Here is a 25,931-nt window from a genome sequence, read left to right on the forward strand (position 1 = left end):
ACAACCCGCATCAGGCGCCCCATGGTCTTTCGCACTCCAAAGCCGTGATAGGCTATTTCATGTGCCGCGGGGTGGAGCAGCTCGGTAGCTCGCTGGGCTCATAACCCAGAGGTCGTAGGTTCAAATCCTGCCCCCGCAACCAAGAAAAGGCTCCTGATCAACTTCAGTTGATCAGGAGCCTTTTGCTTTCCCCTCCATCCTCCCTCCCCCGCGCCGCCCCTTTTTCGGCGAGACACATTCTGGTCGGCGAAACACCATCGCGCCGCATGTGTCTCGACGACCAGAATGTGTTTCGCGGCTTTCAGGACTCCTGCCCCACCTGGTTCCGGTGTCGCGCCCGACCCTCACCTGGGTCCGGTGCGCCTCGCTCAACCCGACCTGGTTCCGCTGTCACACCTCGGCCGCACGTGATTCCGGTCGCCCCTCGGCCCTCACCTGGTTCCGCTACCCCCGCCCGGCCCCATGTGGTTCCGGTCCCCCGACCCCCGGGGCTTCGCAGCCCACCTGGTTCCGCCCATCGGGGTGTTCCGCCCTTCGGGGGGTTCCGTCCGCGCCTGGTTCCGCGACCCCGTTTCCCAAATGTCGGAAGTATCTCGCGACGCGCCGGCCGATCGGCGTCTGCGGGGGCATTTGGAACCATGTCTCCGACATTTGGTCACGGTCGCGCGGCGCATGACTCGTTGACACGCGCCCGAAATCCTCGCGATTCAACCGGGCGGCGCCCCGATTCACGCGGGCGACGTCGCGATTCATGCGGGCGGCGTCGCGATGAAACTCAGTACCGCGGCCAGCGCGAGCGCCGCCAGCATGACGCCAACCGCCGAGAAGAACACGGCTACGCTCGAACGGCCGCGCACGCTCAGCACAACGACGGCAGCGGCCGCGCCGATCGCGACGATGGTTATCACCAATGGAATGCCTCGCTGCGCGAAATCCAGCATGCCAAGGTCGCACTGCGCGCCGCACCCCGCGGCGGATAGCGTCATCACCCGCAACAACGCGGGGCCAGCCACGGCGATAATCGCGAGCGCAATGATCTCAGGAACCGCGCCAACGACCGAGCGCGTCGCTCCCATCACGCCCCGTGGTTCCGTCATTCTGCCCACTCCCCGCGAGGCTACCTGGTTCCGCCTCCCCGTTTCCCAAATGTCGGAAGAAATCTCGCGACACGCCGGCCGACCGGCTCCCGAAGGGGCATTCGGAACCATTGCCCGACATTTGGTCACGGTCGCGTAGCGCGGGCCCGTTGACAAGCAGGCACGTCGCGATGAGGACCCCACGACGACAGGCAGACTCGACACCAAATACGCCTGTGGGCGGCCACCCGAAGGTGACCGCCCACAGGCGTTTGGACTTACTCAGTCTCGAGTTCGAGGAGCTTCTCGATCGCCTCAGTCAGATCCCTATCGGCCTCGGCGTAGGCAACCATGTCGCCTGCCTCCAGCGCCGCCTGCTTCGCGGCCAGCGCGTCGGATGCATCCTTCAGCAACTGATCCTTGTCGGCTGACGGCGCGGGCGTCGTATCCGGGTCTGGGGTTGCAGTCGGGTCGGGCGTGGTTCCGGTCTGGTCATCCGGGTCGGTGTTGGGATCGGTCGGTGTCTCCGGGTCAACCGGGGTCACGTCGCCGTCACCCGTTTCTGCACCAGACTCACCACCAAACAACTCATCCAACGCTGCGGCGAGAGTGTCTTCGAACGCCACCTCGTCACCAAAGGCGACCAGCACCTTGCGCAGCACCGGCAGCTTGGTACTACCGGAGGACTGCACATAAACGGGTTGCACGTAAAGCAGACCGCCACCGACGGGGAGGGTCAGCAGGTTTCCGCTGAGCACCTGCGAGTTACCCTGCTTCAACAGGTTCAACGCCGACGAGATCTGCTGGTTGGAGTCGAACGAGTTCTGCACCTGACCGGGGCCAGGAACGGTGGTGTCGGAGTTAATCTCCAACAGCCTCAACTTGCCGTAACCCTCGGACGGCTTGCCGGCCACCGCACCTGCGTCGGAGTCAACCGCCAGGTATCCCATCATCACCGAGCGCGAGTTCTGGCTCGACGCCGACGGAATGAAGGTGGTGAACATCGAATAGCTCGCCTCGTCCTGACCGGGCATCTTCATGGTCAGGTAGTACGGCGGCTGCAGCACGGTGTCTTGCTGCGGGTCGTTCGGGGTCTTCCACACATTGTCGCCGCGGTAGAACGAAGCGGCGGTGTCAACGTGGTAGACGCCGAGCATCGAACGCTGCACCTTGAACAGGTCGGTCGGGTAACGTACGTGGCTCATCAGCTCAGCCGACATTTCGCTCATCGGCTTGATGGTTCCGGGGTAAACGTTCTGCCAGGTCTTCAGGACCGGGTCTTCGTCATCCCACGCGTAAAGCGTGACGGAACCGTCATACGCATCGACCGTGGCCTTGACGGAGTTGCGGATGTAGTTGATCTTGTCGATCGCGAATCGCGGAGCCTCGGTTGCCGAGTCTTGAATGGCCTGCGAGAGGCTGACGTGGCTCGAGTACGGGTAGTTCGCGCTCGTCGTGTACGCGTCTACAATCCACACGATGCGACCATCAACCACCGAGGGGTACGGGTCGGAGTCGATCGTGAGGTACGGCGCAACGGCCGCCACACGGTCGGCGGGATCGCGGTTGTAGAGAATCTGCGAATCTTCGTTGACGTAGTCGGAGAACAGGATCTGCTCCGACTGGAACTTCATCGCGTAGATGAGCTTCGTGAAGAAGTTGCCGATCTTCGGGCCACCGTCACCCGTGAAGGTGGTCTTCGTCTCGGTCTCGCCCTCCTTGCCGCCGCGCGGGTAGTCAATTTCTACCGGTTCGGTACCCTCGGGCGCGCCAACGATCGAGTACGTCGGCGATTGTTCACCGAAGTACACGCGCGGCTCAAACTTTGCGTCGGAGAGGAAGCCCTGGGCGGGAATACCGCGCTCCAAAAACACCGGGTTGCCGTCGGCCGTGCGCTTGTTGCCAGCGGCCGCGACCAGGCCATAACCGTGCGTGTACACGATCGACGTGTTCTGCCAGTCAGACTGGCCAAGCGCGCCCGTGTTCAGCTCGCGCACCGAAACCACAACGTCTTGGCTCTGGCCATCGATGTCGTAGCGGTCAACGTCCATGGTCTCAGCGAACTGGTAGTACCCGCGGTACTGCTCAATCTGCTTGACCGTCGGGCTGATGATCGCCGGGTCCATGATGCGGATTGACGCGGTGGTGTCAGCGTCGGCACGGAGCTGACCGGCCGTTGCCTCGGTCTCGGCCTTGAAGTCGGTGACTTCGAGCTCGTCGATACCGAATGCCGTCTGCGTCATGTCGATGTTGTGCTGGTAGTACTCCTCTTCCAGCGCCAGCTGGTTCGGCTTAACCTGCACCGTGTCGACGAACCACGGGTAACCCATGCCGAGCACGAGGGAGGTGACCAGCAACAGCGCGGTACCGATGAGCGGGTAGCGCCAGCGGCCAACGATGGCGGTCACGATGAACAGCATCGCGACGGCAGCGGCCACAACCGACAAAATCGTGAGGCCAGGAATAACGGCATTTGCACCCGTGAAGCCCGGGCCGGTGATGCGGTCGTCCGCACCGCGGCTTTCGATCAGCGTTGCGTACCGGTCAAGCCACAGGCTGACCGCCTGCAGGGCGAGGTAGACGCTGGCGATGACGGCCAGCTGAATGCGCGCCGCCTTGGAGATGCGCAGTTCGCCGTTGCCGACGCGCACGGAACCATAGAGGTACGACACGAAAGCGGTCACCAGCAGGCTGATGATGACAACGGCCGAGGCGAATGCAACCAGGCCGCGCCAGAACGGCAGCGAGAACATGTAGAACGACAGATCAAGACCGAACTGCGGATCAACGGCGCCAGCGTTCACGCTCGAAAAGAACAGCCAGACCGTCTCCCACGTTGACGCGGCACTGAGGCCAGCGAACAGGCCGAAGAAGATGGGGATTCCCCACATCGCCAGACGGCGGAGCGGCTCGATGACCTCCTGATAGCGATCCAGCTGCGAGCTGAGCCGCGCGTACACCGGACGCAGGCGGTACGCGAGGTTGATCGCGATCGCGACCGGCACGGCCATGCCAATGAAGCCCACGGTAAACATGATCACGCGGGCGATCCACTGCGTTGTCAGAACGGAGGCGAATCCGAGCTGGTCAAACCACAGGTAGTCGGCAAACAGGTTTGAGAAGAGGAAGAAACCCGCAACCAGCGCCGCAATGACGACGAGCGAGATGACAAGCACTCGTCGGGCGGGGCTGGGCGCGGTCGGATTCGGCGCTGAGGTCGTGGTCACCGTTTCATCCTACGGAACGCGCGCCATCCCTGGTGCCGCTTGGCGTCCGCTCTCAGCGCACTCCCCGGCAGACGCTTGCCCTGCCGCCCAACCGCGCGCTAAGGGGCGGTGCAGGTGGCGAGCGCGGCGATCGCCACCTCGTCACCGTCGCCGATGGTCTCGACCGCGTCGCGGGCTTCGTCAAGCGTTGACACCTTGACCACGGTGAGTCCGTCCGGAACGTGCCCGACAACCTCGTTGCAGTTGGATTCCGGAGCGAGGAAGAAGTCGGAACCAGCGCGCAGCGCACCCTGCATCTTCTGTTGAATTCCGCCGATCGGTCCCACGGTTCCGTCTGGTGTGATGGTTCCGGTGCCGGCAATTGCCTCGCCGCCCGTCATCTCCCCCGGCGTCAAGGTATCGATAATGCCCAGCGCAAACATCATGCCGGCGCTGGGTCCGCCGATGTTTTCCAGCATGATCTGCACGTCGAAGGGCAGTTCGTAGACCGGAGCCGCACCGACACCAATGAGCCACAGCGTCTCGCCGTCAGCCTCGCCCTGAGTCGGCGTGATCACGACGTCCTGCGTCTCGCCGTCGCGCGTGATGTTGACCGTGACGTCGGCACCCTCGCCGCGCGCGATAACTTCGCGCATCTCGAGCACATCAGCAACGGCCGTTCCGTCGATGGAATTGACCACGTCACCCAACTCCAGCTTTCCGACCGACGCTCCGTCTTGCGTCACCTCGAGAATCTGCATTTCGGTCGGAATGTCGTAGCCCAGCTGGATCAGCGCTGCAGCCGTCGCCGACTCCTGAGAGCTGGTCATCTGCATCGCGTCCTGCTCTTGACGCTCTTCGGCGGTCTGGTCTTGCGGAAAAACCTGGTCGATATCCATGACGGCCTTGGACGGGTCAAGCCACGCCTGCGCGAGCTGGAACCAGTTGGGCGTGCTCTCTCGCGAGCCGACAATCTGCACGGTCGTCAGACTCAAGGTTCCGCTGGTCTCGTACGTTTGAATGTCTTCCGGCATCTCAATCAGCGGGATCTCGTTGCCGTCGGTGTCTTGAACAACACCGAGGGTGTTGACGACGGGGCCGGGCTGACGAATCACGAAGCCAGAGGGCAGAATGCTTGCCAAGAACAGGCAAATAACCGCCACCGTGAGCGCGGCGATGCCGGTGACCGTGCGCTTGCGGCGCCGCGCCGCGTCGCGGTCTGCATCGGCAGCGGTGGCGACGTCGATCGGCTGATCAGACTCATACGTGGGGATCACGTTATTTCCTTCCTTGCCCGCTCGTTCGCGGGTGGCGTACACGGATCCACCGAGCAACGACCATGCAGCGAAGCACTGCGACTAGCGTAGAACTAGAGGCGATCAACCTCCTGAAAGGCGGCTGAAGTGGCAGATAACGATTCTCCCGACCCCGAAGACCTCGAAGCGCTGTTGCGCCAGCTTTTCGGCGGCAATGGCACGGCGCCGATCGATCCCGAGCAGATTCAGCGTCTGACCGGCATGTCGATCGATCCGACGATGCTGCAGCAGATGATGAGCAGTTTGCAGGGCGCTTTCTCCGGCGCTGCCGGCGGCCCCGACGGCATCAATTGGGAGACCGCGCAGCGTCAGGCTCTCCACATTGCCAACCAGAGCGATCTCGGCATCAGCACGGGCCAGCGCACCGACATTGATCAGGCGTTCGCGCTGGCAAACCTGTGGCTCACCGATGCCACCACCATCGCCGAACTCACCCAGCCGGCGCGCACTCTGACGCGCGGTCAGTGGGTCGAGCAGACGATGCCAGTGTGGCAAGATCTTGCCGAGCCCGTCGCGACCAGCATCACTGACGCGCTCCTCGGCGTGCTCGATGAGCAAACGCCAGAAGACATGAAGGGCATGATCGCCGGTGCCGGCCGCCTCATGCGCTCTCTCGGCGGATCCCTCTTTGCGACCCAGCTGGGCCAGGTCATCGGCCGCCTCTCGAGGGAGATCGTCGCCGGCGGCGATGTGGGCATTCCGCTGCTACCCGCAGGGGAAGCGGCCATCCTCCCGCAGAACTTCGCCGACTTCGGCTCGGGTCTGGAGGTTGCTGACGATCAGCTGGCGCTGTACCTCGGAACCAGAGAGTTGGCTCACGCACGGCTGTTCCGTCACGCCAAGTGGTTGCGCTTGCACGTGATCTCCCAGGTCACCGAATACGCCCGCGGCGTTCGCGTCGACCCCGAGGCGCTGGAAGATCTGGCCAGCAGCTTTGACCCCTCGGAGCCAGAAAAGCTCCGCGCCGCTCTCGAATCGGGCGCGCTGCTGCCGCGGCAGTCTGAAGAACAGGTGGCGGCGTTGTCGCGCCTGGAGAACCTCCTTGCCACCATTGAGGGTTGGGTCGAGGTCGTCACCGCCGATGCCACCGCACGCCTGCCGGAAGCCATTCGCATCAGCGAGGCCGTTCGTCGTCGCCGCGCCGTTGGCGGCCCTGCGGAGAAGGCGCTCGGCGCACTTGTCGGGCTCGAACTGCGACCCCGCCGCCTCCGTGAAGCCGCCGCGATGTGGCGCGCTGTGACCGACGCCGTCGGCATCGCCGCACGCGATTCGCTGTGGGATTACCCCGACTTCATGCCCACCGCCGAAGACATCGACGACCCGTCAGCGCTCATTGCCCGCCTGCAGGCTGGCGCGCGCGGCGAAGAGCCGGTTCGTGACGAAATGGATGATGCACTGGCCAAACTCCTGGCTGGCGATGACACCACGCTCATCGAGGGTGAAGACGGAACCATCACATCGCGAGCCGAAGGCGCAAGCGCCGATGAGGCTGCTGACGCCGGTGATGGCGACGAAGAACCCCCAACGGGTCCGCGCCCGGTCTAACAGACTCGGCGTTGCAGGCTCGACCCCAACGGTACCGGCGACTCCCCAACACTGGGTGAGTCGCCGGTTTTCCACAGATTCGTCTGACGCCCGCAGGCACGAGCTTTGGCGAGCGATCATGAGGCATGACTTCACAGCGCCTCAGCCTGATCGGGCCACCGCTTTGGCGAGATGACACCACGATGCAGTTCGGGGTCAACTCATCGGTTCGAATTCACAATCCGACGCCATGGCAGGTGGAGCTTCTGATGGCGCTCGAACACGGCACCACGTCATCAGAACTTCGCCATCTCAGCGCCCGGCTCGGTGTTTCGGCCGCAGCGGCCACTTTTCTCGATGACATTGCGTCCGCAATCTGCGTCGCAACACCGCCCATCCACGTTGGCATCCTCTCCCAGGGCTCACCGACAGAAGACGACGATGCTGCCGAGGCGAGTCAGGCGTTGCATGGCCTACCTCCCGCGATTTTCGTCGATATCGCCCCCGATGTGGTGTGGGTGGTCGCGCGCGACGTCGTGGTTCCCAGAACCTGCCGCGATCTGATGGCAGCAGACCGTGAGCATCTTCCGATTGTGATTTCCCGAACGACGATCACGGTCGGTCCCGTCATTACGCCGGGTTTGAGTGCCTGCACGTCGTGCCTTGCGATGTATGAGACGCAGCGCGACCCGATGTGGCCCGTACTGGCGTCCCAACTTGTCACCCGCCGTGGCGAGGCTTTGGGCGCGGCCGTCTGGGGCGAGATTGCACGCACAGCCATGCGGCTCATGCTCATGCCGCGTACCGCCGAAACGGTGAGCTATCAGCTCAGCGCGACGCACCCGCCACGCGCCCGGCAGTACCGACCGCACGAAGACTGCGGCTGCCAATTTCCTGGAGAAAGCGCGATGGCGAGCGACGCTGGCGCCCTTCGCCACGTGCCCACGACAACGACAACGACTGCGCGGCTCGCGTAACACCCACGTAGGCCAGCCGTCGTTCCTCATCGACCGCGTCGAATCCCTGCGCATAAGAAATCGGCAGCAAGCCCTCCGACCACCCAACGCTGTGCACGTGGTTCCACTCCAGGCCCTTCGCCGCGTGCAGGGTGGCGAGCGTCACCGTTTGCAACACCGGCTCGTGCTGGTCTTTGCTTCGCGCCAACAAGTCTTCGGCGAACGCCGACAGCGTGGTCGTGGGCGGCGCCTCCTCGGCCAGCCGTAGCAGCGCGCGCCGCGCTTCCCATGCGTCCCGCAGCGCGCCACCCGCTTCTGGTGGTGTCTCCGTCAACCCGTCCTCGGCAAGCACGGTTCGCACCGTTGGCAAGAATCCGTGATTATTTGGCGCGACGGCAGCGCCACGAAGTTTCAGCACCGCGCTTCGCACTTCGGGAATATCGAAGAATCGCCGACCACCCATCACCGTGCAGGCAATGCCCTGAGCCGCGAGCGCCTGCAGCAGCGGCGCGGATTGGGCCTGCGCGCGATAAAGAACGGCAATCGATGCCGGTGAGATGCCCTGCTGAATTTGCTTGCGAATCGCGAGAGCGACACCCGCCGCCTCATCATGCTCGGTCTCGTACGCGGTGACGGTCGGGGTTGCCACGCTGTCGGGTTTCGCCGAGACCAAGGTGAGAGCCCCTTCCCGCCCACGCATCAGGTCATTGGCCACCGCAAGAATCGCGCCGTCGGAGCGGTAGTTGCGCTCCAGCTTCACAACGGTGGCATCGGGGTATTCGCGTCCGAAGTCAAGCAAGTAGCGGTTGTCCGCGCCGGCAAACGAGAAGATGGTCTGGCTTGCATCCCCGACGACACAAATATCGCGCCGCTCCCCCAGCCACAGCTTGAGCAGGTGGTGTTGCAACGGCGAGACGTCCTGATACTCATCAACCGTGAAATGCCGGTACTGCTCCCGAATGGCGGCGGCGACCCGTGGTTCCGCCTCAATCATTCCCGCGCACGCCAGCAGCACGTCTTCAAAGTCGAGCTGACGGCGCTCATCCTTGAGCTTTTCGTATGCGTGCTGCACGCGAGTCATGGCCTCAGTGGAGAGGTGCGCGGCGCTACGCCCGGTGGCTGCGTACTGCGAAATCGTCCGCATCTGCACCTTGCGCCACTCAATTTCACTTGCGATATCGCGCAGCGCCGGGGTGCTCAGCGACATACCGATGCCCTCGGTTGCGTGCGCCAGCAGACGCACCTTGTTATCGATGATGCTGGGAGCGTTTTCACCGCCAGACACCTGCGGCCAGAAGAAGTTGAGCTGCGCTAGCGCCGCCGAGTGGAACGTGCGCGCCGAGACGCCGGCAACGCCGAGCTGCCGCAAACGCCCGCGCATTTCGCCGGCGGCCTTGGCTGTGAAGGTCACCGCCATCATGCGGTTGGGGCTATATGCACCGGTATCGACGCCGTGCGCGATGCGGCGAGTAATGACGCGGGTCTTGCCGGTACCGGCTCCGGCCATGACGCAGACCGGGCCGCGAAGCGTTGTCGCCGCGTTACGCTGCTCGGCATCAAGGTCGGCGAGCACCGTCACGACTGCGCCCAGGATGAGATCAGGGCGTGAGCGATCGAGGCGGAACCAGGCAGAATGACATCCGTTTCGCCCGCGTAGGAGGCGCGCACTTCGGCTTTGGTGAACCAGCGCACCTCAAGAATCTCTTCGCCGTCGGCGTGCGCGAGTTCCGCCGCCGTCACCTCGGCGAAGAAGCCGAGCATGAGTGAGCGCGGATACGGCCACGCTTGGGAGCCGAAGTACCGCACATCGTGAACGGCGACACCAGCTTCTTCTGAAACCTCGCGGTGCACGGCAGCCTCCAGCGACTCCCCCGCCTCCACGAAGCCAGCAAAACAGGAGAATCGGTTACCCGCCCACAACGCATTGCTACCGAGCAGAATGCGATCTCCGTCGACCACGGCAACGATGACCGCAGGATCGGTGCGCGGAAAATGTTGACGTGAGCACTGCGGGCACTCACGCATCCACCCCGCCTGCGCAAGTACGGTAGCGGAACCACAGGCAGCGCAGAACGGTGCCTCGATGTACCAGCGGGCAAGGCAAAGCGCCTCGACAAAAACGCCCGCGTCAAATTCCGGGATATCACCGCCGCGCACGCGCAGACTCTGCCACTGCCCGCCGATCTCGTCGACCGTGGCCCCATCTCCCGGTGCGCACACGACGTAGTTGAGGCCATTGGCCGCACCAAGAAAACCCCACGTCGCCTCGCCTTCCACGGCATGCGGCGACCGCAGCGCCAAGGTTCCGGCCGTCGTAAAAAGCGTCTCATCGCCGCGAATGACGACAACGCGCGTCGCTGGGTCTTCACGCAGCGTGTCGAGCAGCTCCGGCTCGGTGCGACGCTCTGCGCAACGATCGAGCACGGATCGCGCGAGCGGAAGGAAGATTTCCTCGGTGCTCATCGACTACCTTTCTCGCCGGAGTGGCGCATGCTGACATGCGCCTGGCCGCATACCCTGGGGACATGGCACGCTCACCTCTCACTCTAGCCGCGTCCGTCAGCGCAGCCCTTCCGGGGGAAGAGGCCATCAGGGTGCAAACCCTGACCACAAACTCCTCCGGGCGCAACGAATCTGCCATGGTGACGCTGGCCGATGGCCGCGCCGTGGTCGTGCGAATTCCGATCGAAGAGAGCACCGCAAGCGAGCTCGCGACCGAAGCCATCGCGCTGCGTGCCCTCACCGACGGCGCACGCGCCCTCGCCGGTTTTGCGATTCCCGAATTTCTTGGTTCCGTCGCCACACCGCCGCAGCGCGCGTTCATCACCACGTTTGTGCCTGGTTATCAGGTTGATACCGCGCACATTCCTGCGGGGCCGGGTGTTGCGTACTCGCTGGGCAGCACCCTGGCGCAGGTGCACGCGCTACCCGCCTCCATTGTTCGCAATGCCGGACTGCCGTCGCGCACCGCATACGAGGTGAGAGACGATCTACAAAAAATCGTCGAAGAATCCAGCGCCACCGGGCGGGTTCCGGTGCGTCTCATGGTGCGCTGGCGTGATGCCCTGAAAGACGATGCGCTGTGGCAGTTTCAGCCGACCGTCACCCTGGGCGGTGCCGACGCGCTGGCATTCGTCTATCACGACGTTGATGAGGTGCCCACGGTGTCGGGCGTCATCGATTGGCACGGCCTGAGCATCGGCGATCCGGCTGTTGACCTGCAGTTTTTGCAGACCGCGCCGGAAGCAGCCGAGTCTGTGCTTGATGCCTACCGTGCCCGCGCGCTGCGATCCGGCGACGAATACCTTCGCGCGCGAGCTCGGTTGCATGCCGAACTGGAATTCGCGCGGTGGCTGCTCCACGGCCGCGATACGCACGACGAATCGATCATGGATGACGCCGGCGCCATGCTCGACACGCTCGCCGAGAATGTGCGCGACGAAGACCTCATGCCGCAGGACGACAAGATCGCCCTCGATGACGCGCTTGCCGCAATGTCGAATCTGCCCTCTCAGCACCCGGCGGGTGACACCTCGATGCACACCGACACATACGACCCAGAAGAGCTGGCGCTGTCGGGCGTTTCGCTCTCCGACGTCGACACGAACGTTGACCCGGCACGCGATTCGCGCGTTCGCGCGGCGACTGCCGACACACAGGCGCTCAGCCGCGAAGAGCTGCTCGAACTGAACACGCAACGTGGCGCGGCGGGCGGAACCAGTGATGCTGGCGCCGAGGCACCGGCGCACAATGAGGCTGGCGCGGCGGCAGATCTACCGTTTGGGTTGGAGCCGCTGGACGATGATGACGATCCGAACGCTACGCAGCCGCTGTCAGCGGAGGCGCTCGCCGTCATCACGAACGACCAGGAAGAGGCGGCTCGTGCCGCTCGCGCGGCGATTGACCGCTGGAAGACCGGCCCGGTTTAGCCGGCCAACCACGGCCATCCGCTCGCGGTAGACCATGGCCGCCCGCTCGGGTAGACCTGACACGCCCGCTCGCGGCAACTACCGTTCGTTCGGAAACGCTCGCTCGTTCGGCAGCCGCTGCTATTCATCCGGCAACGACCGCCATTCACTCCACGGCGACCACGGATCGTTGCGCTTGCGCTGTGATCCACCGCTGCTTGAGGTCGAGCTCGGTTGCGGGATTCTCCTCACGCAAGATGAGGTTGTCGCCGACGTAGAAGAGGGCGGCGTCAATCTCCTCGAGCGGCACACCGTGCGCCTTGTGATAGGCCAACCGGTACTGGGCCAGTTGCAGCATGCGCTCTTCGCGCTCGCGCTTGGTGACCGGCGGCTTACCGGTCTTCCAGTCGACGATCTCAATGCGGCCGCCCCGATCGTCGCGGCGATAGACGGCATCGAGCTTGCAGATGATGATGTGTGGCGCAGCGCCCTCTCCCGGATCAAACAGATAGTTGACCTCAGTTTCTACGGCAATGGGCCGCAGATCAGCCCACTCGCTCGCGAGAAAAACGGCACGCAGTTCGGCGAGGCGTTCCTCGTCTTCCCGGGCCACCGTCGTGACCTCAGCCTCGTCATCGCGCTCCCAGGTTCCATCGTCCAGCGACGCAGGCGCCGCGACCAGCCCGGAGCGGTGTTCGACCCACTGATGAAACAGCGTTCCGATGCGCGTCTGCCGATAGGGGCGTTCGGGCATGGGACGCAGCACTTCGGCTGTGGTGGCGTCAAACGCGGTGAGGTAGTCCTTAAACCGTGACGCCGGAATGCGCGTGGGGGGCGTCACCGTCAGCACGCGCGAGCGTGCTTCGCGTTCGGCAAGCAACAGCGCCAGCACACCCTCTTTCGGAGCCGGCGCCGCCGCGTCAACGGCGGCAGCCGCGGCCTCAACGCGAGCACGACGGTTGCCCAATGCGTCGAGTGGCCACTGCAGGGTGCGCCCGTCAGCGCCCGCCGGGTTCTCCCCTTCCGGCGCGTCCGGTGGCATCTCCGCCTCACGCCCCAGCGCTGTCAACATCTCGGCGAGATAGCGGCTGGGGCGCCTCGGTCGTGTCTGCCCGCCCCAGAACGATCCGGAGAGCATGAGGGCACTGCGGGCGCGCGTGACCGCAACGTAGGCCAGTCGACGCTCCTCCCGCTCTTGGTGTTCCTTTTCAGCCTCCTTGAATTGCTTGATCGCATCGTTGACCGTCTTTGTCGTAGTGGTCGCGTCGGCGCGCAAATCGAGTTGCGGGAGCGCCGCGCGGTCGCCGCGAAACGCGTAGGGCAGCGTGCCGTATGACAGCCAGCCCATGGCGCCACCATTTTTCGGCAGTTCATCGGCCACCAGACGAACGACCGCCACGGCGTCCCACTCCAGCCCTTTGGAACCATGAATGGTGAGCAGTTGCACAACTCCGGGCTCCGGCGGCTCGGTGCGTGGCATCAGTTCGTCGGTCTCCTCGGCGTGGTCAAGCCACGCGAGAAGGGAGGCGATGGTGCCGCGATCATCGGCCGCCAAAAAGCTGCGCACCTCGTCGACGAAGGCTCGCAACTGGGTCAAGGCGATGCGAGCGGGGCCGCGAGACTCGTTGGCGGCGAGCTCGATATCGAGGCGCAGCTCCAGCTCGATCTGGCGAATGATCTCAGGGATGGACGTGCCCGCCCCGCGCCGGAGCCGCTCAAACATGGCGCCGGCTTCTTTCAGCCGCGAACGCCCCTCCGGGGTGAAATCACGCAGCAGGCCATGCTCGCTGTTCACCGCGCGCACAAACTCCAGCGCATCAATAATCGAAAGCTGTTCGTCAGCGCCCGCAGAGCCGCGTAGCTTCGCGAGCATCTCGGGCGAGAGTTTGCCGAGCGTTTCGTCGCGCTGCGAGAGGGTGGACGCCAGCGCGTGCAGGGCCGCCATGTCGGCAACGCCCACGGCAAACCGCGGGCCGACCAGAAGCCGAATCAGCGCGGAGCCCTGAGTGGGGTCAGACATCACGCGAAGCGCGCACACCACATCAAGCACTTCTGGCGTGGACAGGAGCCCGCCCAGGCCAAGAATTCGGTGCGGAACCCCGTGACGGCCGAGAGCTTCGGCAAACGCCTGCATGTGGCGCTTCGCCCGAAACAGGATTGCCCCGGTCTGCTCGGTTGCCGTCGCATCGCGATGCGCGGAACGGGTGTCACGAAACCACGCCGCCACCGCATCCGCTTCGTCATCAATGCTCTCTTCAAAGCGGCACTCGATGGTTCCGTCTTTCGCACCAGGGCGCGCGTTGAGCTCACCGACGGTGATCAGAGTCTGCTTGCGCAGCGGCTCAAGCAGAGCGTTGGCGGCGCGCAGAATCGCGGTGTCATTACGCCACGAAATCATGAGTGAGTAGTTGGCGACGGGCGTGGTGCGAGCGAACGAGGCGGCGAAAGCATCGAGGTTATCGGCGCTTGCGCCGCGCCAGCCGTAGATCGATTGGAACGGGTCGCCAACCGCCATGACCGGATGGTCGTGAAAAATCGTGCTGAGCAGCTGCGTCTGAATGACCGAGGTGTCTTGATATTCGTCGAGCAGGACGACGCGAAACTGTTCGCGAAGGTGCTGCGCGACGACCGGCGCGGCCTCGATGATCTCGAGGGCACCGGCCACCTGATCGGCAAAGTCCAACACGCCGCGTGCATCTTTTGCGGAGGCATATTCGGTCGCCAATTGCGTCAGCAGCGGCATGGCGGTCATCGCGTCAATCGCCTTCGCTGCGTCAGACGTCTTCGCCGTGATGATGGGGCGCAAGCCCTCGGCGGTCGCCTGGGCGTAGTTCGCTACGGCGGAAAGATCGGCGCGGTGATCGAGGGCGTCGCCGGCAAGCTTTTGCACCGTGTTGACGATGGTGCTGAACGCGCGATCGGCTTCGGCCAGGCGCACGTCGCTAGAGCGCACCACAACGCTACGCGCAAGCAACCACGAGCCGGCGGTCGACAGCAGCGCCGCTTCGCTGTCGCGACCGATCCGTGCCGCGTTCTCCCGCACAATCGAGTCGGCGAAGGAGTTGTAGGTGGCAACGCGTGGGCGTAGCAGCATATCGTCTGAAACGGCCGAGTTGCCGGGCACATAGCCCGTCTGAAAACGGTCGGCGAGGCTGTCGAGCGCGCGCGAAAAATCGCGCGGTTCGATCTTCTCTAAGAAGCGATGCTCGACGATCTGCGGCAAAAACGGCAACAGTCCGCGCCGCTTGAACTCATCAATGCGCGCCAATCGCGCCATGATGCGCTCAGCCAGCTCCCCCGCAGCCTTACGCGTAAACGTGAGACCAAGAATTTCATCCCGCTGCACGTGACCGTTTGCCACGAGCCACACCACACGCGCCGACATCGTCTCGGTCTTGCCGCTGCCGGCACCGGCAACCACCAGCGCAGGTGTCGGCGGCGCCTCAATCACGCGCTGCTGATCCATGGTCGGAACCGGAAGCCCGAGTGCCTGTGCCAGCGTCGCCGCGCTGAGCGAAAGCTCGCCCGTCCACGTCGCGGTCATGAGGCGCTCACCGCGCCGATCGTGTGAATGCGGCACACCACAAATCTCTCCTCATTGCAATGCGAATCAATATTGGCGGTGAACGAGTCAGCCGCCATCGTCTGCGCGCTCGTGACCACCCGGCCGACAAACGCATCCTGTTGTTCCGCGGTCATCGATGGCTGGTGCGCAATGCGATAGTGCGTGTCTTTCAGGGTTTGCGAAATCACCACGAGCCGCGCACCCGCACCCTCGCGGGCATCGACCTGATTCACCGCGCCCGCCGACATCGCCAGCTGGTATGCGGCGAGCTGGGGATCATCGGTGACCTTGTCGTTACTAACGCGCTTCTCGCTCTTGCCCGTCTTGAGGTCGACGATTACGACTCGCTGTTCACCGGGCCGAGTCGGGTCAATCGGCAGAACCTCGCCGAGCTCGGCCGGGTACCGTTCGACGCGGTCGATGGAACCACGCAGTACGGCGGCGGGAAGCTCCGGCGCGTCGTCGCCGCGCGCGTAGACGTCTGCCGCCGAGGTCGCGGCAAACGGAACCACCACTTCGAACTCGGCCTCCGCTTGCACCCGCTCCCCCTCGTTGGTGCGGAAGTTCTTTTCGTAGGCGGCAATGCGCTCGATCAGCGTCGCCGCCCACTTCTTTTCTTTTTCGGCGATCCAATCCGCCTCAAACTCCAATTCGGGCCAGCGACTTTCAACGATGGCCGTCAACGCTTCGATATTGCCGTCCGGAACCTCTTGAATCGCGGCGTGGAGAATGGTTCCCAGCCCCGTCGAGAAGCTGGACGTATTGCCACCGAGTGAACGGATGGCCCAATCCACAGGGCAGTCCTGCAGGTTTTTCATGCGCGAGGGCGATACCGACACCATCGCGCGGTTGGGGTCACGCAACGGCGCTGTCGACGACAGCGCGGCGATGCCGTACCACTGCTGCGGCGCGGCGCCGGCTACCCCCTCCTCGGCGAGCAGGGCGAGTTCTGCTGCGGCGCTCTGGCGCGCTGACTCGTCGTGCTGTGCGTGCTCCGTGGTGAGCGTGCGGCGGTGTTGTGCAACGAGGCCACGCAGCGTGAGCGGATGCTCGTGCACGTCATCGCCTGGCGAAGGCTGCGGCAAGAACGCAAACAGCGCGCTCGGCCCCATATCGTCGTCATCGACCGCCGTCACCAGCAAGCGCGAGCGTGCCCGCGAGATGGCGCGCACAAACAGGCGCAACTCATCATGCAGGGCCACCCTTCGGCGATCGGTCGCGGGCGTTGGGATGTGCTGATCGTTGCGCCGATAGGCCTCGACCGCGTCGGCAAGCTGCCACGTGTCAAGCAGCGTGCCCCGCAGGCGCACGTTGGGCCAGACGCCGTCTTGTACGCCGGCGATCACGACCGCATCATATTCGGCGCCAAGCGCTGTGGCGGGCGTCATCACCGTCACCGTGCCCGCGCGTGCCGGCGACGCCAGCGAGTCCTCCGGCACGTCGCTGCCCAACAGTTCGCGAATAAAGGCTTCTGCTCCGGCCTCAGGGGCACGTTCGACGGCGCGCTTTGCCGCATCAAAAAGTGCCACCAGCGCATCAAGCGAACGCGACGCCTCTGCGGCAACCGCGCCGCTTGAGGCCGCCTGCTCACGCCACACTTCGGCCAGCGGACGGCCAAAAATTCGGGCGTTCTCCCACACCATCCAGAGCAGGTCGTGAGCGGTGTCGCCGCGCAAGAATGCCGCCCGAACGTCCGCGAGCGCCTGAGCCAACCGTTCTGCCGAGCGGGCCTCCGGGGTGTCAATCACGCTCAACTCCAGGGGCGATGCCAGCGCGCGAGCAAGCAGCGCGACGGCACCCGTGGTTCCGCCCCCGGCAAGCTCTCGGTGTCGCAAGCGCGCCCGCAGCCGTCGCAACCCGACCGCGTCAAGCCCACCGAATGGCGAAAGAAGCGCGAGCGCGAGCTCTTCGCCGTCCCACTCTTCCGGCGCAAGCATGGCAATTTCGAGCACCCGCAGAATGTCGCGAACCGCCGCCTCACGCCCCAGCGGGCGCTGGATGCCCGCGGCGCGCATTGGCACCTCTCGCGCGGCAAGTTCCGTCTCAAGGGTGGAGACCTGACGCGTGTCATGCGCAATGACTGCCATCTGTTGCCACTCGAGCCCGCCCAGCACATGCCATTCCCGCAGCGTGCGCGCGATGAGATCGACTTCGGCGTAGGGGCTGTCGGCGAGGCGCACCGTGACGGAACCATCGGGTTGCGGTGCAGGGCCGGGCGCCTCGCGATGCTCCACGCGCCCGCTCACCCCGATCGCCTGGGTCAGCGTGCGGGTGACGTGTTGCAGGGTGGGCGTCTGCCGATGAGCATCGCTCAGCACGTGGACGGCGCCGAGCTCAGCCGCAAGCTCAGCGAACAGCTGCGGGGTTGCCCCGCGGAAGGAGCCAGAACTGATGTCGGGGTCGCCGAATGCCATCACCGCCACGCCGCGCTCTCGCAGGGCGAACAGCAGGTCGATGCTGCCGCGCGTGAGTTCTTGCGCATCATCGACGAGCACCACGCGCAGACGCGCGAGGGCGCCGAGTTCAGCGCCCGCCGGCGAGGCGTGGCGAATCAGCTGGGCGCTCTCCGCAATGAGCTCAGCCGACTCGCGGTGCGCCGAGCGCATCTGCGCCAGAATCGCCCGATAGTCGGCATAGAACGACGCGATCGCGCCCCAGCTCTCGTGCTTCGCATAGCTCGCGATGGCCGCAAGTTCGTCAGCCGTCACGCCCAACTGGGCACATTCCGCGAGGAACGCACGCAATTCAGAGCGGAACACTTGAGAGGCTCGGGCCGCGGGCGGCAAGCCCTCCGGCCAGCGGCTGGGCGCCACAGACTCGTCTTCTGCGTCGCTGGCGAGCAGATCGGCGATGAGCCGGTCTTGATCGGCACCGGTCAACAGTTGCGGCGGCTGCGCGCCCGCAAATGCCGCGGCGGAGCGAACAATCTGAAAGGCAAGGGAGCCCACCGAGCGTGCCAGCGCACCCGGCGTCGCCACCGTCGTCTGCACCCCGATGACGTCACGCACTCGCGTCGCGGTTTGGCGCGAAGGTGTGAGCATCAAGATCTCGTCAGCCGCCACGTCACCGGAGTCAAGCAGCCGGCGCGTGCGTTCAATGGCGACGCGCGTCTTGCCAGCGCCGGGTGCGCCAATCACGACACCATTGGCTGTGGCCGAAAGCTCCAGCACGTCTTTTTGCGACGAGTCCCACGTGGCAGCGGCGGCAACAACTTCAGGCATGATTCCACGGTAGCCGCAGCCCCAGACATCCGGCGCGTTCGCCCTCAGCGTTCAGCGGCCTGCGGCTCGACCGCTACCGTTAGGCTGGTCGCGTGGCCCCACAATGGGGCACGACGAAGGGATTAAACGTGGAGATTCGAGTCGGCATTGCCAACATCGGTCGCGAGCTGAGCTTCGAAACCGATTCCTCAGCAGATGAGATTCGCGCAGCCGTTGCTGACGCGCTGGAGTCGAAGTCGGCGTCGGTCACGTTCACCGACTCCAAGGGCAGCAGCTACATTGTGCCCACGAGCGGTCTGGCATACGTCGAAATCGGAACCGAAGAGTCCCGTCGCGTCGGCTTCGTCGCCTAACGCAGATTTCAAATGAGGCAGGCACCGCACGGTGTCTGCCTCATTTTTGTTGAGCCTCGCTACGAGGCGAGCCCCATCGCATCCATGCGACGTGCGTGCCCACCCATCAGCGCGGTGAACACTGGTTCCACGCGCTTTTCATCCTCGGTGTCGAGCCGATCAGAAGCCAGCGCTGCGCGCGCCACCAACAGCGTGTCGCCGACCAGTCGGCGGCCCCACATTGACAACAGCCAGCGCCACTCATCATCGCTGGTGATGGTCTGGTGCATGATTTCAGCGATCTGGGCGCGATCATTGTCGGCGCCGAGAATGCGAGCGACCCGGCGTCCGGTGTCGCCGTAGCTGGAGGCGAGCGCCAAGTAGAAGTCATCAAGCATGCCTGCGGTGATGTGAACCGAGAGCATCGTTTCTCGCGGCCGCTTGCCGATGGTCTTGCGTCGAAACGCATCGAGCTCTTCACGAAACGGCAGCATCAGGGCTGTCGGCGATTTGCCGCGCTCGACAATCAGATCGGTGAGGCCGCGATGCTTGGTGAGGGCGGCACCGGCTGCCCGCGATAGCGCCTCTTTCTCTTCCAGATCATCGGTTGCCCGAATCAACCGCGTGATCGTCTCAAAGTATCCGAGCTGCAGGTAGGCGGCCTGCCCCAAGAATCGATCGACGTCGGGAGCGAGCTCCGCAAAGTCCACGCGCACGGCGTCACCAAAGTCGCCACGCGAACGCAATGTGAGCTGTCTGCCCTCGGGCCGACGTTGCCAGAACCACTTCACCACGCGTTCAGCCTAGTTGCCCGAGCGCCAATGCCACCGATATTGGCGCGCCAGTTGACACGCAGAAATCGCAGGTCTCCGGGCGTGTGGCGCGCCTCCGGTACGATGGAACGGTTCCAGCATCGGATTGGAACCCCCGCGCCCGGAGCTGAGAGAACGGCGTGGACCACTGAGCGGCAGACTTTCACTGCCAGACAGGCGCACATTACGTGACCACTTTCTCTGACCTGGGTGTTGACCAGGACATCGTCGACGCGCTCGCAGCGCGCGGCATCATCGAAGCATTCCCCATCCAAGAGCAGACAATTCCGCTCTCCCTGCCCGGCCAAGATGTCATCGGCCAGGCAAAAACCGGAACCGGCAAGACGTTCGGCTTCGGCATTCCCGTCGTGCAGCGCATCGGACTCAACCCCGAGCCCGGCGTCAAGGCGCTCATCGTGGTTCCGACTCGCGAACTCGCCGTGCAGGTCTACGAAGACATGGATCTGCTCACCTCCAACCGCGCCACCAGCGTCGTCGCGATCTACGGCGGTAAGGCATACGAAGGACAGATCGATCAGCTGAAGGCCGGAGCGCAGATCGTTGTTGGTACGCCGGGTCGTCTGATTGACCTCGCCAACCAGCGTCTGCTCAACCTCAGCGAAGCTACCGAGGTCGTACTGGACGAGGCCGACAAGATGCTTGACCTCGGCTTCTTGCCCGACATCGAGAAGATCTTCTCGAAGGTTCCGGCCAAGCGTCACACCCAGTTGTTCTCGGCAACCATGCCGGGCACCATCGTGACCCTCGCGCGCCGTTTCATGTCGAACCCGATTCACATTCGCGCCACCGACCCCGACGAGGGTCTCACGCAGGCCAACATCAACCACCTGGTCTACCGCGCGCACTCGCTCGACAAAGACGAGGTCATCGCCCGCATTCTGCAGGCTGAAGGTCGCGAGAAGGTTGTCATCTTCACGCGCACCAAGCGCGCCGCTCAAAAGCTTGTCGATGAGCTCGGCGACCGCGGCTTCAACGCGGCAGCCGTGCACGGCGACATGAGCCAAGAGTCGCGCGAGCGCTCCATGGCCGCATTCAAGGCCGGCAAGCGCGATGTGCTGATCGCCACCGACGTTGCCGCCCGCGGTATCGACGTTGACGATGTAACGCACGTCATCAACCACACCATCCCCGATGATGAGAAGACGTACCTGCACCGCGCGGGGCGTACCGGCCGCGCCGGCCGCACCGGCATCGCGGTGACGTTCGTTGACTGGGAAGACCTGCACAAGTGGGCGCTCATCAACCGTGCCCTGGAATTTGGTCAGCCTGAGCCGACCGAAACCTATTCGTCGAGCCCGCACCTGTACTCCGATCTGAACATTCCGGCCGGAACCAAGGGGCGCATTAAAAAGGCGCCGACGACGCAGACGGTTCAGACCCAGAAGCCCAAGCGTGATGATGACGCGCCGCGTCGTCGACGTCGCCGCGGCGCAGCCGAAGGCTCCTCCACGCCGACGACCGAGCACACCGCAGGTGACGGCGCCGGAACGCACGATGGCAAGGGCAACGAGCACCACGATGGCAACCCGGCACCTCAGCGCCGCCGTCGCCGTCGTCGTCCCTCCAGCGGTGGCGCACCGCAGGGTGGCGGCGCCGCCTAAGTCGTAGCGCGACGCGTTCCGCTACGCCGCGCTTTGATCCTCCGTATCAGCTTTGGCTGATGCGGAGGATTTCTCTTTTCTGGGCGGGTATACGAAGGTCACCAAAACCACCGAGATGATCATCAGCAGGAACCAGCTGGAGAGTTTCGACAGCGACACGAGTTGCCAGCCATCAATCTGATTCGGGTACAGCCATGCCCCGGTGATGGTTCCGATGTTCTCCGCAATCCAGATAAAGCCGGCTGCCCCCACAAAAACCAGGATGACCGGCAGCCGAATGCGGCGCCGCCACACCCGCGCGTGCATGATCGTGGTGCCCCACAACACGACGACGAGGGCGGTCAGCAGCCAGCGAAAGTCGGCAATCCAGTGGTGAGTGAAGAAGTTCGCGTAAATCAGGGCGGCAACGATCGCCGTCATCCAAACCGGCGGGTAGCGCGTGAAGGTGAGATCGAACAATCGATACACGCGCACAAGATAGGAGCCGACGGCCGCGTACATGAAGCCGGAGAACAGCGGAACACCGGCGATGCGAAGGATGCCTTCGGCCTCGTATTGCCACGAACCCACGTCGGTCTTGAACAGCTCCATCGCGGTGCCGACGACGTGAAAGAGCATGATGACCCACAACTCCCGCCCGGCTTCAAGCCGGGTAACGAGCATGAGCACCTGAATCGCAATGGCGATCAGGGTGAGCAGGTCATTGCGAGTGAGCGCCAGATCGGACGGAGAGAGCGTGCGAACCAGAATGATGGCCACCAGCAGTAGCGCGCCAAACAGACACGCCCAGGCTTGCTTTGCCACGAAAACGCCGAACTCGACCAGCCCCGCCCGAAATCCCGTGGTCGGCGCCGATGCCAGCCATCGCCTGGCCGCGGTATCAATACGTTGTTCAAGTCGCGTGGGCTGTAGCACGCCTCACGGTAACGCACGTTGGCCGAAATCAACCCGAGAACCCGCCGCGCTTTAGTCGGGGTACACCGGCTCGATTCCGCTCGCCTGAGCAATAATGCGCGCGACATTCGCGTCTGTCGTGGTGTTCTCCCCCGGCAGGTTGGGCTTGCCAGAGCCGTGATAGTCGCTGGAACCAGTCACGATGAGATCGTGTTTGTGTGCCAGGCGCGCAAGCATGCGCTTTCCATCGGCCGTGTTCTCGCGGTGCTCGATTTCAACGCCACCCAAGCCCAACGCGATCATCTCTTCGATAATCGGCATTGGCAACATGCGGTTGCGCCCGGCGGGGTGCGCGATCACCGAAACGCCGCCGGCCTGGGCCACCAGACGAACGGCGTCACGGGGATCCGGCGCGTACAGCGGAATGGTGTACCCGGTGCGCGGGTGCAAAATGCCCTCGAACGCCTCTTCTCGGCTCTTCACAATGCCGCGTGCAATCAGCGCATCGGCAATGTGTGGTCGCCCGACACTCGCATCTTCCATCCGCTGCGCGAGCACATCGTCCCAGTCGAGGGGGTAGTCGCGGCGAATATTGCTCACAATGCGTTCGGCCCGTGAGAGCCGGTCATCGCGAATGCGCTCCCGCTCGGCCAGGATGCCCGCATGTTCCGGATCAAAGAGATAGGCAAGCAGGTGGGTGGAACCACCCTGGTAGCGGGTGGAGAATTCCATGCCTGGCAGCAGAGTCATTCCCAGTGACCGTGCCGCCCTGGCCGCTTCATCCCACCCGGCCGTCGTGTCGTGGTCGGTCAGCGCAACCGTGCGAAGCCCATACTCGTGCGCAGAAGACAGTACCTCGGCGGGAGGCTGCGTGCCATCTGAGCGCGACGAATGGAGGTGCAGGTCACTCGGACCGCTCCAACGCTTCGTATGTGTCACATCTGAACATTATCGGAGCGAAGCGTCAGCCGCTCTCGACCGTTCTCCCAGGCTCACCCGCGTAGGCTCGAAACGTGTTGCGGTTGTTCGGAGTTCTCGTCACGATTGCGTTGGCCATTGCCACGGCAGTCGTCACCTGGCCGCAGTTTTTCCGGCTCGAAAACACCTTCCCGTTCGCTCAACTCGTTGCCGTTCGCGGCCCCGTTGCGGTGGGCTTTGCGACGCTGACGCTGCTCGCTCTACTGCTCTCCATGGCAAAACCCATTCGCGGCTTTGCCGCAAGCGTTGCCCTCATCTGCTTTATCGGTGCGGGCGCCAACGCTGGCATCATGCTCGTTCGCGGTGTCGGCACCGAAAGCCTCCCAGAAGCCACCGCCAACAGCCTGCGCGTGATGACCTGGAACACGGCTGGCGAAGCCACCCCTGCCGCCACCATCGCGCAAGCGGCTGTTGCGATGGGTGCTGATGTGATTGCCCTTCCAGAAACGTCTGAAGAGGTCGGTGAGCGCGTCGCCGAAGAGATGAGCGCCCTCGGGTCGCCCATGTGGGTGCACCACGTGGCGTACAACGATGAGATCGCCTATGGCCCGCAAGCCTGGGAAACCACGTTGCTCATCTCGCCAGAACTTGGCGACTACTCGGTGATCGCGTCGTCTGAAGACGGCTCAAGCAACACCGGAACCGTGCCGAGCCTGGTTGCCATGCCGGTCACCGGAGATGGCCCGATTCTGGTTGCCGTGCACGCTGTCGCGCCGCGCTTGGATGACATGGCAGCGTGGCAACACGACCTGCAATGGGTGGCCGATCAGTGCTCAACAGACAATGTCATTCTGCTCGGTGATTTCAACGCCACTGTTGACCACATGTCGGGCTACGGCACCGATGGCGGTCTCATGGGCCAATGCACCGATGCCGCCACCGCCACCGGCAACGGCTCGATTGGTACGTGGCCGACGAACTACCCTGCCCTAGCGGGAGCACCCATTGACCACGTCATGGCTTCATCGAAATGGGTGGCCACGGGGTCTGTGGTGCTGAAATCTCTCGACGATTCTGGCAGTGACCACCGCCCGCTGATCGTCCAGTTGGAGCCTGCCAGCGACGTTTCTCCGTGAGAGGATTAAGCCATGACCACTGGCGATGCAACGACGACGACAGAGACCGAAAAGCCGGTCACCAACCGTAAGCAGCCCTTTCCTCAGGGCTTTCTCGACACGATCGGCACGGGTTGGGCAGAGCGCACAGAAACCACCCCGCAGCTGATTGAGCAGGCACCGTTTGCCGCTCAGCGCCGTGCGAAGGTCAGCGCAGCCTTCACCGGCAAGCGCCTAGTGGTTCCGGCCGGCGCCCTCAAGCAGCGCAGCAACGACACGGACTACGTGTTTCGCGCGCACTCCGCGTTCAGCCACCTGACCGGCTGGGGCGCCGACTCTGAACCAGAATCGGTGCTGGTTTTTGACCCGACCGCTGACGGGCACGACATTACGCTGTACTTCCGCGAGCGCGCCGATCGCACCACGAGCGAGTTTTACTCGGACGCCTCGATTGGCGAGTTTTGGATCGGCCCGCGCCCATCGCTTGCTCAGGTGGCGACCTCTCTCGGCATCACCACCAAGCACCTCGACGAGTTTGCCGCCGCAGCCGATGACCTGGTCGTCGATGAGAGCGATGAGCTGACCCAGTTTGTCTCGGAGCTTCGCCTCGTCAAAGACGACTATGAGCTTGCCCAGCTGCAGCTCGCCGTCGATGTCACGTCAGCCGCTTTTGACGATGTGCTGCGCGAACTGACCACGGCCACCGAGCACCGCCGCGGCGAGCGCGTCATTGAGGGTGTGTTCGCCCGCCGTGCCCGCATGGATGGCAACGGGGTCGGCTACGACACGATCGCGGCCGCTGGCCCTCACGCGTGCTACCTGCACTGGACCCGCAACGACGGCAAGGTCGTCGACGGCGAGCTGGTGTTGATGGATGCGGGCGTTGAGGTTGACAGCCTTTACACCGCCGACATCACCCGCACCTTCCCCGTCAACGGCACCTTCTCCCCCGTGCAGCGCCGCGTGTACGAGGCCGTGCGTGAGGCGGCCGATGCCGCGTTCGCTATCGCGCGCCCCGGCATTAAGTTCAAGGAGCTGCACGAGACGGCGATGACGGTTATCGCCGCGAAGGTCTCGGAGTGGGGCCTGCAGCCGCTCAGCACAGAAGACCTCCTCAACCCGGAGACCGGTGGTCAGCACCGTCGCTACATGGTGCACGGAACCAGTCACCACCTGGGTATTGACGTTCACGACTGCGCACAGGCGCGTCGCGAAATGTACTACGAGGGCATTCTCGAAGAGGGCATGGTGTTCACGATCGAGCCCGGCCTGTACTTCCAGGCAGACGATCTGACCGTGCCTGAGGAGTACCGCGGCATCGGCGTGCGCATCGAAGATGACGTGGTTGTCACCGCCGACGGCGTTCGCAACCTCTCGGCTAGCATCCCGCGCACCGCAGACGAGGTGGAGGCCTGGGTGCAGCGCCTGCGCGGCTAATTCCGCTTCATTTACTGAGCCCCCGACGA

16 protein-coding genes and 1 tRNA gene are annotated in these 25,931 nt (G+C 64.1%); 7 read left to right on the plus strand and 10 right to left on the minus strand.

Annotated elements, in window-relative coordinates:
* The first annotated feature begins 65 nt into the window (after nt 1-65).
* Nucleotides 66-142, plus strand: a tRNA-Met gene (locus tag FVP60_RS02705).
* A 607-nt stretch (nt 143-749) separates the two neighbouring features.
* Here the strand turns inward: FVP60_RS02705 and FVP60_RS02710 are convergent.
* The 3 genes from FVP60_RS02710 to FVP60_RS02720 all read right to left on the minus strand — a co-directional run bounded on the left by FVP60_RS02710 (nt 750) and on the right by FVP60_RS02720 (nt 5,559).
* Nucleotides 750-1,097, minus strand: a complete 348-nt coding sequence (locus FVP60_RS02710) for a hypothetical protein (RefSeq protein WP_147824717.1) — start codon at nt 1,095-1,097, stop codon at nt 750-752.
* A gap of 257 nt (nt 1,098-1,354) precedes the next feature.
* Nucleotides 1,355-4,303, minus strand: a complete 2,949-nt coding sequence (locus tag FVP60_RS02715) for a UPF0182 family membrane protein (RefSeq protein WP_147824718.1) — start codon at nt 4,301-4,303, stop codon at nt 1,355-1,357.
* 98 nt (nt 4,304-4,401) lie between these two features.
* Nucleotides 4,402-5,559 carry a YlbL family protein gene (locus tag FVP60_RS02720; protein ID WP_246132432.1) on the minus strand — a complete coding sequence of 386 codons (1,158 nt, stop codon included), beginning with the start codon at nt 5,557-5,559 and terminating at the stop codon, nt 4,402-4,404.
* Between the two features lie 126 nt (nt 5,560-5,685).
* On the opposite strand from FVP60_RS02720, the gene FVP60_RS02725 reads away from it, so the two are divergent.
* Complete coding sequence (locus tag FVP60_RS02725; protein ID WP_147824719.1) at nt 5,686-7,143, plus strand: zinc-dependent metalloprotease; 1,458 nt, start codon at nt 5,686-5,688, stop codon at nt 7,141-7,143.
* 807 nt (nt 7,144-7,950) lie between these two features.
* On the opposite strand, the gene FVP60_RS02730 is transcribed toward FVP60_RS02725, so the two are convergent.
* Together FVP60_RS02730 and nudC are read right to left on the minus strand one after the other, a co-directional pair.
* Entirely contained in the window at nt 7,951-9,657 is a 1,707-nt protein-coding gene (locus FVP60_RS02730; protein ID WP_147824720.1) for an ATP-dependent helicase, read from the minus strand.
* Nucleotides 9,654-10,541, minus strand: coding sequence for an NAD(+) diphosphatase (gene nudC, locus FVP60_RS02735; protein ID WP_147824721.1), 888 nt, complete (start codon nt 10,539-10,541; stop codon nt 9,654-9,656). Before nudC ends, FVP60_RS02730 begins: the two co-directional genes overlap by 4 nt.
* A gap of 62 nt (nt 10,542-10,603) precedes the next feature.
* Here nudC and FVP60_RS02740 point away from each other — a divergent pair, with 62 nt between their 5' ends.
* On the plus strand, nt 10,604-12,007 hold the full coding sequence (locus FVP60_RS02740) for a phosphotransferase (RefSeq protein WP_187240535.1): 1,404 nt from the start codon (nt 10,604-10,606) through the stop codon (nt 12,005-12,007).
* A gap of 145 nt (nt 12,008-12,152) precedes the next feature.
* On the opposite strand, the gene FVP60_RS02745 is transcribed toward FVP60_RS02740, so the two are convergent.
* Together FVP60_RS02745 and FVP60_RS02750 are read right to left on the minus strand one after the other, a co-directional pair.
* A complete protein-coding gene (locus FVP60_RS02745; protein ID WP_147824723.1) occupies nt 12,153-15,530 on the minus strand; it encodes an ATP-dependent helicase in 3,378 nt (1,125 codons plus the stop codon).
* Complete coding sequence (locus tag FVP60_RS02750; RefSeq protein WP_147824724.1) at nt 15,527-18,772, minus strand: ATP-dependent DNA helicase; 3,246 nt, start codon at nt 18,770-18,772, stop codon at nt 15,527-15,529. The genes FVP60_RS02745 and FVP60_RS02750 overlap by 4 nt, the downstream gene beginning before the upstream one ends.
* A 128-nt stretch (nt 18,773-18,900) precedes the next feature.
* Here FVP60_RS02750 and FVP60_RS02755 point away from each other — a divergent pair, with 128 nt between their 5' ends.
* Nucleotides 18,901-19,125, plus strand: a complete 225-nt coding sequence (locus tag FVP60_RS02755; protein ID WP_147824725.1) for a DUF3107 domain-containing protein — start codon at nt 18,901-18,903, stop codon at nt 19,123-19,125.
* Between the two features lie 59 nt (nt 19,126-19,184).
* Here FVP60_RS02755 and FVP60_RS02760 read toward each other — a convergent pair whose 3' ends face one another.
* On the minus strand, nt 19,185-19,898 hold the full coding sequence (locus tag FVP60_RS02760) for a ferritin-like fold-containing protein (protein ID WP_147824726.1): 714 nt from the start codon (nt 19,896-19,898) through the stop codon (nt 19,185-19,187).
* A gap of 206 nt (nt 19,899-20,104) precedes the next feature.
* Here FVP60_RS02760 and FVP60_RS02765 point away from each other — a divergent pair, with 206 nt between their 5' ends.
* The gene (locus FVP60_RS02765) at nt 20,105-21,538 is read left to right on the plus strand and encodes a DEAD/DEAH box helicase (protein WP_147824727.1); all 1,434 of its coding nucleotides are present in this window, start codon (nt 20,105-20,107) and stop codon (nt 21,536-21,538) included.
* Between the two features lie 21 nt (nt 21,539-21,559).
* Here FVP60_RS02765 and FVP60_RS02770 read toward each other — a convergent pair whose 3' ends face one another.
* On the minus strand, nt 21,560-22,453 hold the full coding sequence (locus FVP60_RS02770; RefSeq protein WP_147824728.1) for a DUF817 domain-containing protein: 894 nt from the start codon (nt 22,451-22,453) through the stop codon (nt 21,560-21,562).
* A 51-nt stretch (nt 22,454-22,504) separates the two neighbouring features.
* Nucleotides 22,505-23,371: a PHP domain-containing protein gene (locus FVP60_RS02775; protein WP_147824729.1), complete on the minus strand. Its 867-nt coding sequence runs from the start codon at nt 23,369-23,371 to the stop codon at nt 22,505-22,507.
* Nucleotides 23,372-23,445: 74 nt separating this feature from the next.
* On the opposite strand from FVP60_RS02775, the gene FVP60_RS02780 reads away from it, so the two are divergent.
* Nucleotides 23,446-24,486 (plus strand): endonuclease/exonuclease/phosphatase family protein, encoded by a 1,041-nt coding sequence (locus tag FVP60_RS02780; protein ID WP_147824730.1) that lies wholly within the window; start codon nt 23,446-23,448, stop codon nt 24,484-24,486.
* Between the two features lie 12 nt (nt 24,487-24,498).
* Nucleotides 24,499-25,902: an aminopeptidase P family protein gene (locus FVP60_RS02785; protein WP_147824731.1), complete on the plus strand. Its 1,404-nt coding sequence runs from the start codon at nt 24,499-24,501 to the stop codon at nt 25,900-25,902.
* Nucleotides 25,903-25,931: the final 29 nt, after the last annotated feature.

The organism is Microbacterium mitrae (assembly GCF_008017445.1).
Taxonomy (GTDB): domain Bacteria; phylum Actinomycetota; class Actinomycetes; order Actinomycetales; family Microbacteriaceae; genus Microbacterium; species Microbacterium mitrae.

Excerpts from the sequence above, each read along its gene's own strand:
- FVP60_RS02710 (WP_147824717.1), bottom strand. The coding sequence starts at position 1,097 with ATGACGGAACCACGGGGCGTGATGGGAGCGACGCGCTCGGTCGTTGGC.
- nudC (WP_147824721.1), bottom strand. The coding sequence starts at position 10,541 with ATGAGCACCGAGGAAATCTTCCTTCCGCTCGCGCGATCCGTGCTCGAT.
- FVP60_RS02740 (WP_187240535.1), top strand. The coding sequence starts at position 10,604 with ATGGCACGCTCACCTCTCACTCTAGCCGCGTCCGTCAGCGCAGCCCTT.
- FVP60_RS02745 (WP_147824723.1), bottom strand. The coding sequence starts at position 15,530 with ATGACCGCGACGTGGACGGGCGAGCTTTCGCTCAGCGCGGCGACGCTG.
- FVP60_RS02750 (WP_147824724.1), bottom strand. The coding sequence starts at position 18,772 with ATGCCTGAAGTTGTTGCCGCCGCTGCCACGTGGGACTCGTCGCAAAAA.
- FVP60_RS02785 (WP_147824731.1), top strand. The coding sequence starts at position 24,499 with ATGACCACTGGCGATGCAACGACGACGACAGAGACCGAAAAGCCGGTC.